At 58.7% G+C, this 17,663-nt stretch carries 16 protein-coding genes; 6 read left to right on the top strand and 10 right to left on the bottom strand.

Going from position 1 to position 17,663, the window contains the following annotated elements:
• The first annotated feature begins 139 nt into the window (after window positions 1-139).
• From G7066_RS04530 to G7066_RS04515, 4 genes are all read left to right on the top strand, one after another.
• Window positions 140-2,308, top strand: coding sequence for an MMPL family transporter (locus G7066_RS04530; RefSeq protein ID WP_425280752.1), 2,169 nt, complete (start codon window positions 140-142; stop codon window positions 2,306-2,308).
• A complete protein-coding gene (locus G7066_RS04525) occupies window positions 2,305-3,204 on the top strand; it encodes a TIGR01777 family oxidoreductase (protein WP_166329403.1) in 900 nt (299 codons plus the stop codon). Before G7066_RS04530 ends, G7066_RS04525 begins: the two co-directional genes overlap by 4 nt.
• A gap of 112 nt (window positions 3,205-3,316) precedes the next feature.
• Window positions 3,317-4,837 (top strand): APC family permease, encoded by a 1,521-nt coding sequence (locus tag G7066_RS04520; RefSeq protein WP_166329401.1) that lies wholly within the window; start codon window positions 3,317-3,319, stop codon window positions 4,835-4,837.
• A 13-nt stretch (window positions 4,838-4,850) separates the two neighbouring features.
• Complete coding sequence (locus tag G7066_RS04515) at window positions 4,851-6,182, top strand: flavin monoamine oxidase family protein (protein WP_166329399.1); 1,332 nt, start codon at window positions 4,851-4,853, stop codon at window positions 6,180-6,182.
• 25 nt (window positions 6,183-6,207) lie between these two features.
• Here the strand turns inward: G7066_RS04515 and G7066_RS04510 are convergent, their stop codons facing one another.
• From G7066_RS04510 to G7066_RS04500, 3 genes are all read right to left on the bottom strand, one after another.
• The gene (locus G7066_RS04510) at window positions 6,208-6,651 is read right to left on the bottom strand and encodes a MarR family transcriptional regulator (protein WP_244303288.1); all 444 of its coding nucleotides are present in this window, start codon (window positions 6,649-6,651) and stop codon (window positions 6,208-6,210) included.
• 96 nt (window positions 6,652-6,747) lie between these two features.
• Window positions 6,748-7,908: a calcium:cation antiporter gene (locus tag G7066_RS04505; protein WP_166329397.1), complete on the bottom strand. Its 1,161-nt coding sequence runs from the start codon at window positions 7,906-7,908 to the stop codon at window positions 6,748-6,750.
• A gap of 121 nt (window positions 7,909-8,029) precedes the next feature.
• Window positions 8,030-8,521: a DUF805 domain-containing protein gene (locus G7066_RS04500; protein ID WP_166329395.1), complete on the bottom strand. Its 492-nt coding sequence runs from the start codon at window positions 8,519-8,521 to the stop codon at window positions 8,030-8,032.
• A gap of 77 nt (window positions 8,522-8,598) precedes the next feature.
• Between G7066_RS04500 and G7066_RS04495 the strand changes: the two genes are divergently transcribed.
• Window positions 8,599-9,039 carry a DUF6325 family protein gene (locus G7066_RS04495; protein ID WP_166329393.1) on the top strand — a complete coding sequence of 147 codons (441 nt, stop codon included), beginning with the start codon at window positions 8,599-8,601 and terminating at the stop codon, window positions 9,037-9,039.
• The gene (locus G7066_RS04490; protein ID WP_166329391.1) at window positions 9,036-9,329 is read left to right on the top strand and encodes an SHOCT domain-containing protein; all 294 of its coding nucleotides are present in this window, start codon (window positions 9,036-9,038) and stop codon (window positions 9,327-9,329) included. The genes G7066_RS04495 and G7066_RS04490 overlap by 4 nt, the downstream gene beginning before the upstream one ends.
• Window positions 9,330-9,351: 22 nt before the next feature.
• Here the strand turns inward: G7066_RS04490 and G7066_RS15760 are convergent, their stop codons facing one another.
• The 7 genes from G7066_RS15760 to glsA form a co-directional block, all read right to left on the bottom strand.
• Window positions 9,352-9,984 carry an SLC13 family permease gene (locus G7066_RS15760; RefSeq protein WP_244303287.1) on the bottom strand — a complete coding sequence of 211 codons (633 nt, stop codon included), beginning with the start codon at window positions 9,982-9,984 and terminating at the stop codon, window positions 9,352-9,354.
• 53 nt (window positions 9,985-10,037) lie between these two features.
• Window positions 10,038-10,907, bottom strand: a complete 870-nt coding sequence (locus G7066_RS15755) for an SLC13 family permease (RefSeq protein ID WP_244303286.1) — start codon at window positions 10,905-10,907, stop codon at window positions 10,038-10,040.
• Window positions 10,908-10,921: 14 nt separating this feature from the next.
• Window positions 10,922-11,338: a hypothetical protein gene (locus tag G7066_RS04480; protein WP_166329389.1), complete on the bottom strand. Its 417-nt coding sequence runs from the start codon at window positions 11,336-11,338 to the stop codon at window positions 10,922-10,924.
• Window positions 11,339-11,817: 479 nt separating this feature from the next.
• A complete protein-coding gene (locus tag G7066_RS04475) occupies window positions 11,818-11,994 on the bottom strand; it encodes a hypothetical protein (protein WP_166329387.1) in 177 nt (58 codons plus the stop codon).
• Between the two features lie 10 nt (window positions 11,995-12,004).
• Window positions 12,005-14,269, bottom strand: coding sequence for a DUF7507 domain-containing protein (locus G7066_RS04470; protein WP_166329385.1), 2,265 nt, complete (start codon window positions 14,267-14,269; stop codon window positions 12,005-12,007).
• A gap of 342 nt (window positions 14,270-14,611) precedes the next feature.
• Window positions 14,612-16,294 carry an MFS transporter gene (locus G7066_RS04465; RefSeq protein WP_244303285.1) on the bottom strand — a complete coding sequence of 561 codons (1,683 nt, stop codon included), beginning with the start codon at window positions 16,292-16,294 and terminating at the stop codon, window positions 14,612-14,614.
• Window positions 16,291-17,316, bottom strand: a complete 1,026-nt coding sequence (gene glsA / locus G7066_RS04460) for a glutaminase A (protein WP_425280763.1) — start codon at window positions 17,314-17,316, stop codon at window positions 16,291-16,293. The genes G7066_RS04465 and glsA overlap by 4 nt, the downstream gene beginning before the upstream one ends.
• Between the last annotated feature and the right edge of the window lie 347 nt (window positions 17,317-17,663).

Below are 17,663 nucleotides of genomic sequence, written 5' to 3'. Positions count from 1 at the left end.
CTGAATCGGGTTGCGCTTCCATGACTCGAGGTTAGCCCGACGACCCATCAGCCTCTCCGGTCTTCGCAGCGCTGGGGGTGCACTTTCCGGTGCAAAACTGATAGATTTAGCTAGCTAAGCTAGTGATTTGGGGATGAGCATGAATCAGAGCAAACAACACGCCCACGCAGCCAAACCTCGCCGCAGGTTGCTGCGTGCGCTCATTCCCGCTGTTCTGATTCTGATCTGGCTGGCGCTCGCAGGCATGGGCGGGCCGCTCTTCGGCAAGATAGACGAGGTCTCCTCCAACGATCAGACCTCCTATCTGCCCGAATCGGCCGAGGCCACCGAGGTGCAGGCTTCACTCGGCAAGTTCCTCGGAGACGACACCATCCCGGCCGTTGTTGTGTTTACCTCCGATACAAAACTCACCACCGAACAAACCGACACCATCACTGAGGCTGTCAAAGACGCGAGCACCTTCGATGGCATTAAGGGTGATATCTCGCCGGTTATCACCTCCGACGACGGCAAAGCTGCCCAGGTCTTTGTGCCGATCGACAGCAAGGCTGAGATCGCCGACGTTGTCACGTCACTCGGCAACGAACTTCGCAAGACAGCACCCGGCGGTGTCACCGTTTACGTCACGGGGCCAGCAGGGTTCACGGCAGATCTTGTCGCTGGCTTCGCTGGTATCGATGGGATCCTTCTGCTCACCGCGCTGCTCGCGGTGTTTGTGATCCTCATTGTTGTCTACCGCTCACTTCTCTTGCCGATCGTGGTGCTGAGCACGAGCCTGTTTGCGCTCTGTGTTGCGTTGCTAGTTGTGTGGAACCTCGCAAAAGCCGGGATCTTATTGCTCAGCGGGCAAACACAAGGCATCCTCTTTATCCTTGTAATTGGTGCCGCGACCGACTACTCCCTGCTGGTCGTCGCGCGGTTCCGCGAAGAATTACGCCTCACGCAGGATCGCGCCGTTGCCATTGGCAAAGCGATTAAGGGCTCGTTTGAACCAATCCTCGCCTCGGGCGGCACCGTGATCGCAGGCCTGCTCTGTTTACTGCTGAGCGACCTCAAGTCCAACAGTACGCTCGGCCCGGTGGCCGCTATCGGCATCGTGTTTGCCATGCTCTCGGCCCTCACGCTGCTGCCAGCGCTACTCTTTGCGTTCGGACGAGCAGCGTACTGGCCGCGGCGCCCGCACTTTGAACCAGAGGCCGTGAAGGCCGAAAATGGCATGCCTTCAAAGGGCGTGTGGCACTGGCTAGCCGGTGTGATTCGCAGCCACCCGCGCAAGATTTGGATCATCACCACCGTGGTACTCGCGATCGGTGCACTGGGAGTCACGCAACTCAACGCACAGGGCGTGCCGCAGTCTGATTTGATCATCGGCAAGTCCGAGGCGCGCGACGGCCAGGCGGCACTCGGCGAACACTTCCCTGGTGGATCCGGCAGCCCTGCCTACGTCATCACCCCCAAAGACGAACTGCAGCAGACCGCCGACACCCTGCTAGATTCCAGCGGCATCGACAGCGTCTCCGTGACGAGTGCGGATTCACCAAGCGGCAGCGCCCCAGTGACCAATGATGGAATCCAGGCCTTCGGCCCACCCGGAACCCCGGCCCCCGAGCCAACAGTTCGCAATGGAGACGTGCTGCTGCAGGCCACACTCAGCGACGCGGCTGATTCCGAGGCTGCTGCGACCACGATCACCGAATTGCGCAACTCATTCAAGGGTAGCGATGTGCTCGTCGGTGGTGTCACAGCCACCGCTGTTGACACGAACCAGGCGTCTATTCACGATCGCAACCTGATCATTCCGCTGATACTTGTAGTGATCTTGCTCATCTTGATGATGCTGCTGCGCTCGATTCTTGCGCCGGTGTTACTGATTCTCACAACAGTGCTGTCGTTTGGCACCGCCCTGGGAGTTGCCGCAGTCATGTTCAACGGAGTCTTCAACTTCCCCGGCGCGGATCCTGCCGTGCCGCTCTACAGCTTCGTATTTTTGGTTGCGCTCGGCATCGATTACAACATCTTCTTGATGACACGCGTGCGCGAGGAATCAAAGCTGTACGGCACCCGCGAGGGCATTCTACGCGGCCTTACGATTACGGGTGGGGTGATCACCTCAGCCGGAATGGTTCTGGCGGCGACATTCGCGGCACTGTCGATCATCCCAATCCTGTTTCTCGTGCAGATCGCCTTTATCGTCGCCTTTGGTGTGCTGATCGACACGTTTATCGTGCGATCGTTGCTCGTGCCAGCTCTCACCACCGATATCGGACCGTCGATCTGGTGGCCTTCAAAGCTCGGTCGCACGTCATGACCGATACGCATGTCGTGATCGCCGGTGGATCCGGCTTGATTGGTGGTGCGCTCACGCAAGCACTGCGAGCGGATGGCGTTCGTGTGACGCGGCTCGTCAGACGCCCTGCACTCATCCCCGATGAGGTCGAGTGGCTCACCGGAGACGGGCCTTTGAACCCCACCGCCCTCGAGGGAACAGTGGCTGTTGTGGGGCTGAGCGGCGCAAGCATTGGTAAATTACCTTGGACTCATTCCTATCGCGAAACGCTGCGGCGATCCCGCCTGGAGCCCACTCGTGAGCTCGCTCGGGCTTTACGACAACTCGGCAGCGACGCCCCAGCATTTCTCTCGGCATCGGCGACCGGTTTCTACGGCAGCCAACCGGGCAAGCGGCTCACCGAGGGCAGCCGCCCGGGTGACACTTTTCTCGCAGATCTCTGTGTGCAGTGGGAGCGGGCCGCTCTCGAAGCGGGCCCTGGCACTCGGGTTGTGCACTTGCGCACCGCACCCTTGCTCGATCGTCGGGGAGTACTCAAACCGCTTCTTGCGCTCACGCGGTTCGGGATCAGCGGACCACTCGGCTCGGGCAAGCAGGTCTGGCCATGGATTTCCCTCGATGACGAAGTCCGCGCGATCCGGCACCTGATCGATCACGAGGTTTCGGGACCAGTGAACCTCACCGGGCCCACGTCCGCGACCGCATCTGAGATTGGTCGCAGCCTCGCCCAGTCGTTGCAGCGCCCGTTTGTCGTGCCTGCGCCCGCCTGGGCGCTGCGACTTGGCCTCGGTGCAGATGCTGCCGACTCACTCCTGCTACCAGACGCGAACACGGTTCCTGACGCACTTATTGCCTCTGGCTTTGAATTTCATCACCACACCCCGGCGGACGCAATTGCTGCTGCACTAGGGGCGTAGCCTCGCGTCATCCATCGCAAATTTCGGAATCCCACAAGCGGTTTAACCCCACGCCAACATCTGAGTAAGATGAGCACAGCTTCCCGAACTAGACGATGGAAAGTAGACACGTATGTCAAAGAAGACACTGGATAATGCCACTGAGACGGGGCACATCCACGTCGGCAAGGGTCTCAGCGAAGGCACCCTCGGTGTGGTCGGATCGACAGTCATCGGTCTCGCTTCAACCGCACCTCTCTATTCGCTGGCTGCGACCCTCGGGTACGTGATTCTCGCGGTTGGCGCCCAGGCGCCACTCGTGTTCATTGTCGCGTGTATTCCGATGGTGTTTGCCGCATTTGCGTATCAAGAACTCAACCGAGAGATGCCCGACTGCGGCACCACGTTTGTGTGGGGCGCTAAGGCCTTCGGCCCCATAACCGGCTGGATCGGTGGCTGGTCAGTGGCGGTCGCCTCTGTCATGGTTCTCGCCAACGTCGGTGAGATCACGGGTAAATACTTCTGGCTGCTGCTCGGCAACCAGGAGTTCGCCGACAACCGCACCATCGTTATCGTTACCTCGGTGATCTTCATGGCCATTATGACCTTCGTCAGCACGGTCGGCGTGCAGATTGGCGAGCGCCTGCAGATGGTACTCATGACGATCCAGATCGTCGCGATGGCACTGTTCGGTGGGCTTGCCCTCGTCAACGCCCTCAACGGCAGCAACCCGGGGTCGGTCGATTTCGATTGGAACTGGTTCAATCCGGCCCAACTCACTTCTTGGTCCGGCTTCATTGAGGCCGTGCTGCTCGCTCTCTTCATCTACTGGGGTTGGGACACCTGCCTCGCGCTCAACGAAGAGACCAAGAACCCGCGAAAGACTCCGGGGCGCGCGGCACTCTCAAGCATCGCGGTTCTTATCGTGCTCTACGTCGGCATCTCAATTGCCGTCATGATGTTTGCGGGCTTCGGCGACACCGGGTTTGGCCTCACCAACGCAAAGAACCTCGACGACGTCTTTACCGTGCTTGGCGGAGCGCTATTCGGCCCCTGGGGTTGGTTCCTTCTGCTCGGCGTTATGCTCTCGGCTGCGTCGTCAACACAGACGACGATCCTGCCCACCGCACGCGGCACACTCTCAATGGCCGTTTATCGGGCGCTCCCAGCGAAGTTCGCGGAGCTGCACCCCAAGTTCAAAACACCCTGGTTCTCAACAACCGTCATGGGGGCCGCTGCAATCGTCTACTACGTTGGCATGTCGATCCTCTCTGAAGACATGCTCGCCGACTCACTCACCTCGATGGGCCTTGCGGTTGCGCTTTACTACTCGATCACCTCGTTCGCGTGTGTCTGGTACTTCCGCGACACCTTGCGCAGCAGCGCTCGCAACCTGTGGATGCGCGGTATCTTCCCCGCGCTCGGTGGCCTGCTGCTTGGTTACGCCTTTGTGCAGTCGGCAATCGACATGATCTCCGTCGATTACAGCTACACGGTTATCTTCGGGGTTGGCGGGGCATTTGTGATCGGGGTCGGCGCGATCCTCATCGGCTTTGTGTTTATGGGGCTGTGGTGGATTCGCCCCAATTCAAAGGCATACTTCCGTGGCGAGAGCCTGAACCGTGACACCCCGGTGCTGGTGCCCGATGAGTGATGTGGAGAACAGCGTGAATCACTTCGATACCGTCGTTATTGGTGCGGGAGTCTCGGGACTCACCACAGCGCGGCTACTCACACAGGCCGGACAGCACGTCGTTGTGTTAGAAGCTCGGGATCGCATTGGCGGCCGGCTCTGGACCGATCGCTCAGGTGACACAATCACCGACCGCGGCGCCTCCTGGATTCACGGGATCGACAACAGTCCGCTTGCAGACCTGGTCAGTCAGCTCGGCATGAAGACGGTTGAGTTTACTGTCGGCGGCTATCAACCGGACAGCCGCCCAATGGCTCACTATGGCCCAGACGGCACGCGACTGAGCGCGGCGGCTGCCGAGGCCTATGTGGCCGACATCCACCGCGTTGATGCTGCACTCGCTGAAGTGATTGCGGGATCCGCGTCGGGCAGTTCTTACGGCGACGTTGTCGAGACGGCTCTCGCGCAGCAGGGTTGGGACGCGGCGCGCACCGAGCGAGTCAGGGAATACCTGCGGCACCGCTCCGAGGAACAATACGGGGTGTGGATCGATGCCCTCGACGCGCACGGTCTTGACGATGACTCGATCGAGGGTGACGAGGTTGTTTTTCCTGACGGGTACGACGAGCTGGCGCGGCAGCTGAGCGACGGACTTGAAGTGCGTCTGGGGCACGTTGTATCACGAGTTGAGTGGGCATCCGACGGCGTGACCGTCAAGACTGACCGAGGCGATTTCACCGCGGCCAGGGCTGTTGTGACGGTTCCGGTGGGTGTGCTGAAATCGTCGGATTTTGTAATCGATCCTGCCCTGCCGGAACCTCTCGCGGGTGCACTTGATCGGCTTGAGATGAATAATTTCGAGAAGCTCTTCCTGCGGTTTCCGAAGAAGTTTTGGGATGACGGTGTCTATGTGATTCGCCAACAGGGTGAGGCCGGTAAGTGGTGGCACTCCTGGTACGACCTCACTGCACTGCACGGAGAGCCAACACTGCTCACATTTGCCGCTGGCCCCTGCGCCATTGCGGTGCGGGACTGGGAAGAGTCGAAGGTTGTCGATTCGGTGATGGCGGCGCTCACGCGGCTCTACGGAGACAAGGTTGAGCAGCCAACGCGAGTCGATCTGACTGACTGGCAGAAAGACCCCTACGCACGCGGATCGTACGCCTACATGACCGTGGGATCGACACCGGAGGATCACGACGTGCTCGCGAGCCCTGTTGGTGATGTCCTACATCTCGCTGGTGAGGCCACCTGGACTGATGACCCAGCAACCGTGACGGCGGCACTGCTCTCGGGGCATCGTGCTGCCGAAAACATACTCGGTCGAGCAGTGCTAATCAGCTCGCTGCCGGGTCGAGTGGCCTAGTTCGATCCCGGATCAATGGCCACACTCACCGCGCCGATAACTCGGGCTGCGGCGTCAAGTTCCTCGTCAGTGAACGCTTCAAAGGCGGAGCGCATCGCAGCGAGCTGTGGGCCAAAGTACTTAAAGAAATCGGCGCGGGCGGTGTCAGTGAGCTCAATGACCCGCGCCCTGCGGTCGGTGACGTGGGGGCACGTCGAACATGACCCGAGTTAGTGAGGCGGTCCAGCAGTTTGGTTGTCGACGCGGTTGAGATGCGCAAATGACTCGCGATCTCGTGCGGACTGACCGAGCGCTGCTGCTCCTCTCGAATAATGATGAGGCGCAGCGCGGCAAGGTCAGTGGCATTCATCTTCATGCCGTGTTTCATACCACCGTGCATGCGGTCCTGTGCATCGCTGAAACTGCGCACCGCGCGTAGAAGCTGCATCTCTTGCGCCATGCGCTCCGAAGAAGGCGTCGTCTGGGCCACGTCGCGCTCCTTCCACTCGTTCAACACTCCATTATCCCCGATACCAAACCAAGTGGCCTGAGTTCTTGCCCAGCAGGAAAACACTCACCCACTCGGCTATACAAACACGGTGAGGCAGTAGAGGAGAAACACCATCAGGTGGGCCGCACCGTGCAGCACGGTCGTGCGTTTGTTCGAGAAGGTCGCCACAGAAAGCAACAGGGTGACACCGAGCAATACAAGATTCACCGGGGACTCGGCAAGCAGAACGGTCTTCCCGGTCACAAGACCGATGACCAGCACCGCGGGAATCGTGAGCCCAACCGTCGACACCAATGCACCATGGCAGAGGTTACTGACCCGCTGCGCCTCTCCCATTGCCGCAGCGCGGATCGTCGTGATAGTTTCCGGAAGAAATACGATCATGGCGATGAGCAACCCCGAAAGCGCTACTGGAGCGCCAAGGCGCTCGAGCCCCGTGTCGAGCAGCGAAGCCATGTCATGGGAGAGCAGCACGATCGGGATGACCGTTGCGATGAGCAGCAAGGTACGGGCAACGAGCTCGCCCCGATACTGACGAAGGACCTCGGCGATCGGCGCACGCGATCCTGAGCTGGCTTCTGCGCTATCGCGGCCAGTTTGCTGCACAACAACCTCTTGAAAATCGGCTTTCTGCTCCCCCACCTGGCGCACCAGAAAGAACACGTAGAACACAACGGTGAGCGCGGCGATCGGGATCGCTTGGCCCATCGTGTAGGCGCCGTCAACGCCAATCACAGCGGGGATGGCCAGCGCAAGAGCCAGCAACACAATGAGCAGCGCGAGATAGGTCGAAGTTCCCGTGCGATTGTGGCGAAGACCGCCACGTTTCAGCCCGCCGACCACAAGCGCAACGCCAATCACGAGGTTCAGAATGATCATCGAAACGGCCATCACCGAGTCACGCGCGATTGTGTGGTGCTCACCCGGCCCGAGCATGACCGCCGCTATGAGGATCACCTCAATCATCACGATCGAGAGTGTCAGCACGAGGGTGCCGTAGGGGTCACCAAGCCGGTGCGCAAGGTGTTCTGCCTCAATCACCACACCAAACGCACACACAATAATGACCGCGACGATTGCGGTGAGCGCACCAAAGAGGATCGGTGCAGGCAGATCATGTGCGCCAGCCAGCATCGGCTGCAGCAACAGAAGGAGCCCAAAGGATCCCCAACCGAGCACCAGTCGAACAAGAGCTGATGGTGTAAAGATGGAACGGAGTGAGGTTTGAATTGGCATGACCAAGGACCTAAATCTGCTGGGTCGTCCCCGCTATATAGTGACACGAGCGAGTCGTCCCGCCCACACATATGATGCGAAACTCTAACAACCTATGCTGGGTGCCGCCTGATCACCTTCATCAGGTTCGATAATAACCTGGGCGGGATCGCCGCATCGCGAGGATCAGCACCACAGCCTGCCCAAGCGGCAGGATCGCGAGCCAGCCCAAATAACCAGAGAGGTTTGAGTCGTGAAGACGACGAACCAGTACAGTGATGCCTGGGACTAGCGTCATAATGACCCACGCCGCGGAAACCCAGATGCAGATGTCACCGGCCAGAGTGTGGACTCCAGGTTGAGTCACCACCTCAACAAGATTGAGGTCCGCGAAAATTACGGATCCAAAGGGGCCAATTCTGAGTGGTCTATCGACAGATGCGCCACTCAACAGGGGAATCACGATCCAGAGCAAAAGAAGCACCAGCGCGTTTGTCGCCATCCAGACCCAGTATTCGGAACGACTGGCTCTACCGCGAAACCTGTACGCATTCTCAAAGAATGACCACATAACCCGCGACCACAAACGCCGTGAATAGGCGGCCGCCTGCCGGAATGTGGCGACATTGCTCATGTTCAGATTGTAAGGCTCGAACAATCTAGCGCCAAAACCGCCTACAGCTGAGACCCGTGCCTGGGTAAGATAACAATATGGCTACTGAGAAGTTTGCGGGTCCGGTCGATTACGCCGTGTTTGCGGTGCCCCAGGGCCGCGGTCTTGGAGACACTTTGCGGACGCTGCACGAACGAATCGCGACCGGCAGCATAGAACTACTTGACCTTGAGTTTGTCTCTCGCGACAATCTCTACAACCCCCGTCGCCTCACACTGAACGAGCTGGATCTTGGAGGGTTCGACGCGGCCGTATTTGAAGGTGCTGCCTCCAACATCCTTGATGAGGATGATCTTGCTGTCGCATCCGAACCACTCGCTGGCGACCAAGTTGCAGTGGTCATTGTGTTTGAAGATCGCTGCCTCGCCTCGTTGGCTGACCAGGTCGCAGCCGCTGGAGGCCAGGAACTCTTCGCTGGAGGCATTGCTATCGATGACCTGGAAGAACTACTCACCAAAACGGAAGGAGAAGAGCAATGAGCCTGCTTCGTACCGCTGCGCGAGCTTCAGTTGCGACTCGCGTTATTGGCAACACTCACCGCCGCCAGCAAAAGCGCTGGGCAGCTGAGGATGCGGCTGCCGCTCCTGTTCAACAGCCACCCGTAACTGTGCCAGTGGCGGCACCAGCGGAAGCGGCTCTTCCCTCAGCCCCACCCACGGCAGATCCGATTATCGCCCAGCTTCAGCAACTCGCACAGCTTCGCGACGCTGGTGTGCTCACTCCGGCAGAGTTCGAGCAGCAGAAGCAGCGCATTCTCGCAGCATCTTGATGAGCGAGTGCCTGCGCTTCGCTTAAAACGGCCAAATAATCGGCACTAACAGTGTTGCCACCGCAACAAACAATATGATCAGCGGCAAACCCAATTTCCAGTAGTCCCCGAACCGGTAGGCTCCAGGCCCAAGGATCATGGTGTTGGCGGGTGTTGCCACCGGAGTCAAAAAAGCTGCCGCCCCCGCAACGGCAATGCCCATGAGCAGTGGAAGCGGCGAGATATGTGCAACCTCGGCGATCGTCGTCGCGATGGGTGCCACAATAAGCACCGTTGCCATGTTGCTGATGAACTGGCCGAGCACCGCCACAACTACTACGAGCCCCAGTAGCAGCAGCTGCGGGTTCCCTCCTCCAAGAGCTGAGAGTAACGCGTTTGAGATAAGGTCAGCCGCTCCGGAGACCTGAATTGCTGTCGAAAGTGGGATCATTCCTGCAACCACCAGCAACGTCGTGATCGAGATTGAACGATGGGCCTGCTGTACGGAAAGAGTGCGGAACAACACCATGGCAGCAGCCGCACCAAGGGCCGCAATGGCGGGTTGCACGATTCCCGTTGCGAGCAGCACGAGCATCACGGCAAGCACCACAATCGCAATGGTCGAGCGGGGGCCGAGAGCGACTGTTTGTCGCCGCACAACCGGCGGGGCGTCCACGACGACAAGGTCTGGGTCACTCGCGCGTCGATCTAGTGCATCCCAAGTTCCTCTCAGAAGAAGCAGATCCCCTCCTTTAAGCGAGTGCGTCCGATATCTTCACCGCTGCGCTGCACCGCAACAATCACAAGTTCTCCGGTCTCCGTGCGCATGCCAGGAAACACGGTGTCTCCTACAAACGTCGAACGAGGCGGGATCACAATCTCGGTGAGACCATCGGCTCGGTCAAGCCGCACCGAATCCGGTTCAAGTGAGTAGTGCCGTGCGAGGGTTTCCGCGTGCCTGCTGAGGTTACGAGGGGCGAACTCGGGCAATCGTTCAGGCAGCACTCGCGGGCCGAGCAAGAGAACAATGATCACAGTTCCTACTAAGAGAGGGAGGCCCACCAGCCCGAACTCAAGGAACCCAAAGGGACGATACCCTGCGTTCTCCGAGATCTCTGAGACCAGCAGGTTGACAGGCGTTCCGGTCAGCGTCAATAGAGAACCCGCGTGTGCCGCAAACGCAAGCGGCATCAACATGCGCGAGGGCGAGCTGCCCACACGAATCGCGAGAACAACACCAACCGGGATCAGCGCGGCAACTGCCCCATTAACACTGATGAGGGCCGTGACAAGCGCAACGAGGAGCATCAGCCAGACCAACACAACGGTCACGCGTTTACCCGCCCGCTGAATCACCTGTTGTCCGGCCCAGACGGTTACGCCGGTCATATCGAGTGCTTCGCTCACGACAAAGAGCGCTGCGATGTAAATCACGACCGGATCCCCAAAGCCCGCGAGTGACTGCTCAAACGACAGGACTCCAGTCAGATACAGTGCAAGCGAGACGCCGATCGCGACAACCCCGACCGGTATCTTGTTCCAGATGAACGCGGCAACCGCACCGCCAAGAATGAGGAATGTGATAACGATCGGGGACACGATGGTACTCCTTACTAGCCGAGTGCTGTTGCGAGTAGCAGCACACCCAGAGCGGCGACAAGCAGAGCGGCCGTCAGAGGCAAGATGAACTTGATGTACTTGTTGTAACCAACCGCGGCAATGGCAAGATCTCCCCTGGGCAGGTCGCTGGTTGGCCTCCAGATACTCATCCAGCGTGCGTCGGCATTCCAGGTTGCAACCGTGAGGTCACAGCCGACAGCGGCGAACGGCGGAAAGTTAAGCTGGCTTACCTTCTCGATACCAACCCCTCGAAGCAGACGCTCGACCTCGTCGGCTGTTTCGAGAACGGGCTCTTCTGGAAACCCGGGAATCGCCATCGATGGAACACGCATGAGGCGTTCAAGGTCGGACCGCAACGCAGGCATGTTTTCACGAACAGGTGAGACCCAATTAGCTTCCTTGATTGCCATGAGCAATTCCTAACGTTTGCCTCCCATTCGGCGGGCGCGCGCCCCGCCCGAAACCCTACAGATCCCATCTGTTGTGGCTAATTCGAATCATAGAGTCTCAGAACGCGACACCACAACTGTTTTGTGCGCATCGACTGCGGCCAGTAGCGCTCACAGCAAATGGACCTCCGTTCCAGCTAAAAAATGCTGCTGCAATCACAGCCTGGTGAAGGATCAAGAGTCCCGTTTTGCTTACCGTTTTGCGCCTTGCGCAACGCTCGAGGCGCCTCTCTTCTTACCCCGCTCGTCTGCTGATACTCGCGATCAGGCCCGGGGCGTCTACGTCGCCCCGGGCCTGCAACGCAACCCAAAGCGTCTCGGTGAGTAGGTCGTCACGTGTTTGTTCGGAGCACGTCTCACACGTTTGCGCAGAGCAAGCAGTTCATCTTCGTCGAGCTCAGCGATGTCTCAAGCAAAAGGTATGGTTTAAGAGGACAGCTTCAGCGTTGCAGCCACACGACGCCGTTTCCACAGCGCCCCTTCCACCGAGCATCAAAGACGTCCCGCAGAGACGCGTATCCGGTATTACCAACGGTGATATGCCCATAGCTTTTGTTACCACGGGCGACCTCGACGTCACGACCAACAATACCGATGGCCTCTAGCCTGATGGCCACGGACCGAAGCTTACTCTGCGATGCGTGAACCTCGGCGGGCGGCAGCCCAAATTCCCAGCCCCAGCAGCAGAGTTACCAGGGCACCCGCACCAAGCTTTGCAAAGCCGTCTCCGCCCGTTTCACTCAGTTGAGCTGGCCCTGATCCTGCTGCAGCACCGGGATCGACGGGACCAACCTGGTCGTCATCAAGCTGGACGGTAACTGTCGCCTCGTCTTCGGCCTGTAGACGGTCAATGCCAAGCTCCTCGTTGCAAGAGCCAGAGGCTTCTTCCCCCGTGCACCGCATCGCGAGTCCGGTTACTTGCGCGCTGTTGACGAAGGTTTGGGCCGTGTCGGATTTCCACTCGCAGCTCGAGGTGTGAGATTTGCCCGGTAGCAGTGCACCGATTTCAGCAGAGCAGGTTTCAAGCTTTGGGTCACTCAGCTGTACGTCATCGAGGCGCACGTTGCCGGTATTGGTGACGGTGACCGTGAACGTGACGGTCTTGCCCGGTTTGGTTCGCGAGCTTGAGACACTCTTGTCAATAGTCAGATCCGGCTTTGCGATCTGCACATCAACCGAGTCGGAGTCTTCAACATCACGTCCGACAGGATCGAGTCCGTGCACCGACGCGGTGTTGCGGTTTCCCTCAATTGGGGCCGTTGCAGAACAGGTGAAAGTCTGAGTCTGCCCCGGTGCCATCGTGCCAATTGCGGCCGAGCAGGCAGGAACCACCTCATCAATCAGTTCGACCTCGGTGAGTTCCACATCACCCTCGTTCTTAACGACCAGCGTAAAGTCGATTGATTCACCGTCAAGATATAGAGTTCTGTCACGCGTTTTGGTGACAGAGAGCGCTGGGTGGATAACCTCTACGGTCGCGCTCGCCTCGTCAACAAGTGGTGTACCAAGCTCGGTGAGCGCCGAAACAGTCGCGGTGTTTGTGATGGTTTTGTCGGGCAGCACACCCTCACAGGTGTAGGTGAAACTGCCCGCGATCAATGAGGCAGATGGGATTTCTCTGTTGCACGATGGTTCCAGCGGATCGTTGACTACAACGTCGTGAATCTCGGCGGGGCTTGGGTTCGACACCGTGATCGTCCAGACCACAGGATCCCCCGGCCTACCCATTGTGATGTTGGCGGTCTTGGTGATCTCGACGCTCGCTACCGGAGCTTCAAGCCAGATCGACTGCAACCAATACCCGTCTCCATTCGTGCGGAAGCCCAGGGTCGCTTCCGTGCTGCCCACAGGAATCAAAGTTGTGCCGAGCTCATTCACGTCGACACTAAAGTTCACAGGCCACGCCGGATCGCTACTGCCGTTTGCAGCGGAGACAAAGAAATCGTTGAGAGTCCCGTAGCCCGTGGGCTCAGCAACGTCCGTTCCGTTGATTGAGAACCGGTCACCGACAGAACCACGATCCCCCTCGTAGGCCACAATGCCAATTCGATTGTGAGACGAAACTGCTTCAAATCCCGTGAAGGTCACGTTTGTAGGGGCATCGGCAGCTCCCTGCCGCACGTGACCGCGATAAATGTCGATCGAGTTCTGATGCTCGATGACGCCTGGTACTGCCTCGTCGAATCCCCAAACCACGGTGAGCCCCCAGCCCGCGGTGCAGTTCACGCCGGACGGGGCCCAAATGTTCGAGACTGTCACGGTGGTGTCGCCCGATAGGGACGCGTTTTGAAAAGCCTCGGTTACATCGGCCCAACCAGTGTACAAACGGTCGCTGCTGTTGGGCCAGGCAGCAAGGCTGTCCCTCGTTACGTTAGGCGTAACCCAGGTGGGTTCTCCACCGTTAATCTGCAGACCGGGTGACTGCGCCTCGGGTGTCGCCGCGGCAGGAGCGGGCGGCAGTGCGGTCGGAAACTGGGTGGAGTACTGCTGGCCAATAACGTTGCAGGCCCGAATCCCTGAGGTGTTTCCGTTGGCCAATCGGAACTCGCCCGTGTGACCACCCCATTCAAGGCCAGCGTAGAGCACTGTCGCTCCTTCGGGAATCTCGATTGCCGCTGACGAATTGTTGAAAGTGTCAGCACGACCATCGGTGTCGTTCTGTCGCATCGAGTATTCGTTGTTGTTCGTCAGTGGGCCCGCCGGCACCGTTCCGGCCTGCGCTGCGGCGCAAGCGTCATAACTTGTGTTCGCCCGCAGGTTCACACCGTCAGACGCCACGGGACAGCGCAGATTTGCATTGCCAATCGAGTGCACCTGCCCAAACACCACGTCAGAAAACACTGGTTCGAGAGGGTTCACGACCGTCGCTTCAGCAACGGCAGGAAGGCTCACCCCCGTCACCCCTACCGCTAGAATCGCGGCGCAAGCGAACAAAGTTTTCCGCGTTGAATGACGTGGCATCTTATATTGGCTCCCCAAGTTTGAATACGATCGCGGTGACTCCCAAAAGGCACACGCAAGATGAGCGAGCTCCCAGAGCACACCCATTCGGGTTGCAGATCAACAGCTGGCCCCGAAATCCCCATTCCTCGGGCCGAAATACGTAGCTAGATTCGACACGCCACGCTCATAGGCTGATCCCTATTGATTGTACGCTAGACACCACGTAGTAACTCAACTGCAGCACAACTTCGCACCGGATACTCAGGCGCCAAATAGCGTGTGTGATTCATTTCAGACAATCGGATCAGGATCCGGTGATCCACCAGTCGCCACCGACTCCGGAATTTCCCCTGGCTTGAACTGCGGCAACCGACTCGCAGGAACAATGGCGACAGCACTGATTGCAGCAAGGATGAGCAGCCCGAGCTTCAGCGCGCTGAGCCTTGCTTCTTCGTTAATGACAACCGCCGCATCAACCGCTGCGGAGCTCGCGTTTGTCTGCGAAAGCATGTCTTTTAGCTGGGGGTTGCTCACAAAGTTTGTACGGTCAAGATCCACCTGCGACACAAGTTCTGGTGACAGCTCAGGATGCTCGGCCACCGCCGACACAACACTCACGCTCAGAATTCCAACCAGCAGCGCACCCGCAACGGCGGTGCCAACAGCAGAGGCGAGGTTCTGGGTAGTGCCACGGACTGAGCCTACATCGCCTGCGAGCTCTTTTGGCGAGGCAGTCACGAGAACGTTAAACACCAGGGTGACAAGCGCTCCCTGCCCGACACCGAAAACAAACAGTCCGAGAATAGTGGGCAGCGTCTCCCAGTTATTGGTGACAACAAACGCCAACCAGACCAGCGCGATCGTGGTCAGGGAGAACGAGAACATGCCGATCGTTCGCGGCGAGAAGCGGCGGTAGAACCGCACTACGAGCATTGCAGTAAAGAAAACTGTGAGGTTGAACGGCAACATCGCCAGAGAAGTGTCAAAGGGAGTACGACCCTGCACAATCTGAATGTAGAGCGGGATCGTGAAGTTGAGAGAGGCTTCCAGCGCTACGACAATAAACATTGCGTAGACGGCGGCCCTTTCGCGCGACGACTTGAAAACCGACAGGCTCACAAGCGGGGTTTTGCCTGTCCTGGTGCGACGCCTCGTCCAGAGGAAGAAGAGTTGCACAAGCACCAGACCAATCAAGATCAGCACGGGTGCTGGTGAGAGCCCCAGAATCTCAAACGGCGCATCTGGTCGGGCAACCAGCAAGCCCCAGTTGTTGAGGTTATTGACGCCGAGCGTCAGAGAAACAATACCGAGGCCGATGAGCACGGCGGCGAACAGATCGATCTTGACCAAGCGATTGCCTGGTGCGCTGCGCAGCTTGAAGCTCAACACAAACACTGCGATGGCCAGGATTAGCACAACGACAAACACTTGCCGCCATCCGACGAGCGTCGCTAGGGTGCCACCGATCAGAAACGCGCTGACCCCTGCGACAGCTCTCGCGGACCCGAGTGATCCGATGGCGGTGGCCTGCTGGTCGCCGCGGTAGTTCTCAGCAATAAGTGCAACGAGCGAGGGAACAATGATCGCAGCAGAAGCGCCAGCGAGTGCCTGAGCGAGAATCACAAATCCCACCGATTGCGCTGCGATCATCAGGATCGCCGAGACTGCAAACAGGGCCACGACGACCCGAAACACAATCACCCAGCCAACGCGCTGCCCGATCTTCGCGCCGACCATCACAAGCGCCGCCACAACGAGACCGTAAGTGACGATTGCGGTGCTTACGTCGGTTGGAGGAACACCAAAGGTGTTCACCATCCCGCCGAGAGACACGGGCAGGGCAGACACGTTGTAAGACATCAGAATTTGGGCGAGAAACAGCCCGATCATCGGCACCCATGAAGCCCGCGTCCCCTCGCCAGGCGTGAGCGGATCAGCCGTCGTTTGAGACTGCGCTGCGTTTTCCTTGCTCACAATGTGCTCCTATCAGCGGGGTGTGGAAGTGATGAGAAAAGATTCAGTCCCAGCGCACCTGAGAGAAAGTGTGCGGCTCGCTGACCACGCACCGAGTTACCTGCCGGGTCAAGCCGTGGGGCGTAAGAACCGAGTGCTCCCTTACCGGGTGAGATCGTCACAAGCCCTCCAGAGACACCGCTCTTGCCGGGCATGCCAATTTCGTAAAGCCAGTCCCCTGAACGTTCGTAGAGTCCTGCTGCAGCTAGTGCCGCCAGAGTGTCCCGACAGACTGAAGCATTGACTACTTGATCACCCGTGACTGGGTTGACGCCGCCGTCGGCAAGAGTGGCCCCCATAACCGCAAGATCCTCGGCGGTAACTCGCACGGAGCACTGCCGTGTATACACGTCAACTGTCTCCTCTGGATCAGCGGAGAACGCACCGTAACTGTTCAGTAGCCCCGCGATCGCCCGATTGCGTCCGTTGTTCGCTGACTCTGAGCGATAGACCTCGTCGTCGATAACGAGGTCGCGTCCGGCAAATCTCGAGAGCCCGTCGAGGACAAACTCCCAACGAGATTCAACGTTGTTGCCCGGCGCAAAGCTTGTGGCGGTGATCGCCCCAGCGTTCACCATGGCATTCATCGGGCTTCCATCATTCAGCTCAATCGCCATGATCGAGTTGAACGGCAGCCCAGTGTTGTTCACACCAACGCTACGGCGAATCGTGTCGTGCCCGACCAACTGGTCGATCAGCGCGAACACAAACGCCTTAGAAATTGACTGTATTGAGAATTCGACCCGCGCATCGCCGCTCGAAGTAACAGCTCCGTTGACACCGGCCAAACTCAGCCCAAAGAGTTCGGGGTCTACACCAGCAAGAGCGGGAATGTAATCGGCAACTTCACCGCTCAAATCTCCCGCGTAGCGCACGTGAGCTTCATTTAAGAATGACCGCACCCGTTCGGCATCGGGCAGGGTGCCAGTCGAAACCGCCGCCGCTTGAAACGCGGTCGGCGCGTTGTCCCCCTCAATGTGCAGCGTATCCACTACCCCTCCCCGGGAGTTCAATACATTATGAACATTGCAATCCTAGCGTTTAGCACAGGGCCACCATCATTATTGCGCAGCAATATACAGCGGTATCTCCGTGTTGGGTGGGTACCACATGAACTTTCCGGTGGTACTTCCTGCGCCTACCGCGGGCAGCATTGACAGATCTCCACCAGCGGCAACAACCGCGTCATTGATACTTGACTGACAGGAGTTGACGGTAACTTCCCAATCCCCATTTCGAACCGGGCTACCAATCGGGTATGGGTCCTTCTCAGTGCCTTGAGCGGCTTTCTCTTTTGTCGCTTCGGTCGTCTTTTTGGGAGCCGCGGTTG

The sequence above is a fragment of the Leucobacter coleopterorum genome, from assembly GCF_011382985.1.
Lineage (GTDB): Bacteria > Actinomycetota > Actinomycetes > Actinomycetales > Microbacteriaceae > Leucobacter > Leucobacter coleopterorum.
The sequence above is the reverse complement of the archived record's forward strand: the minus strand, read 5'-3'. Positions and strand labels throughout refer to the sequence as shown.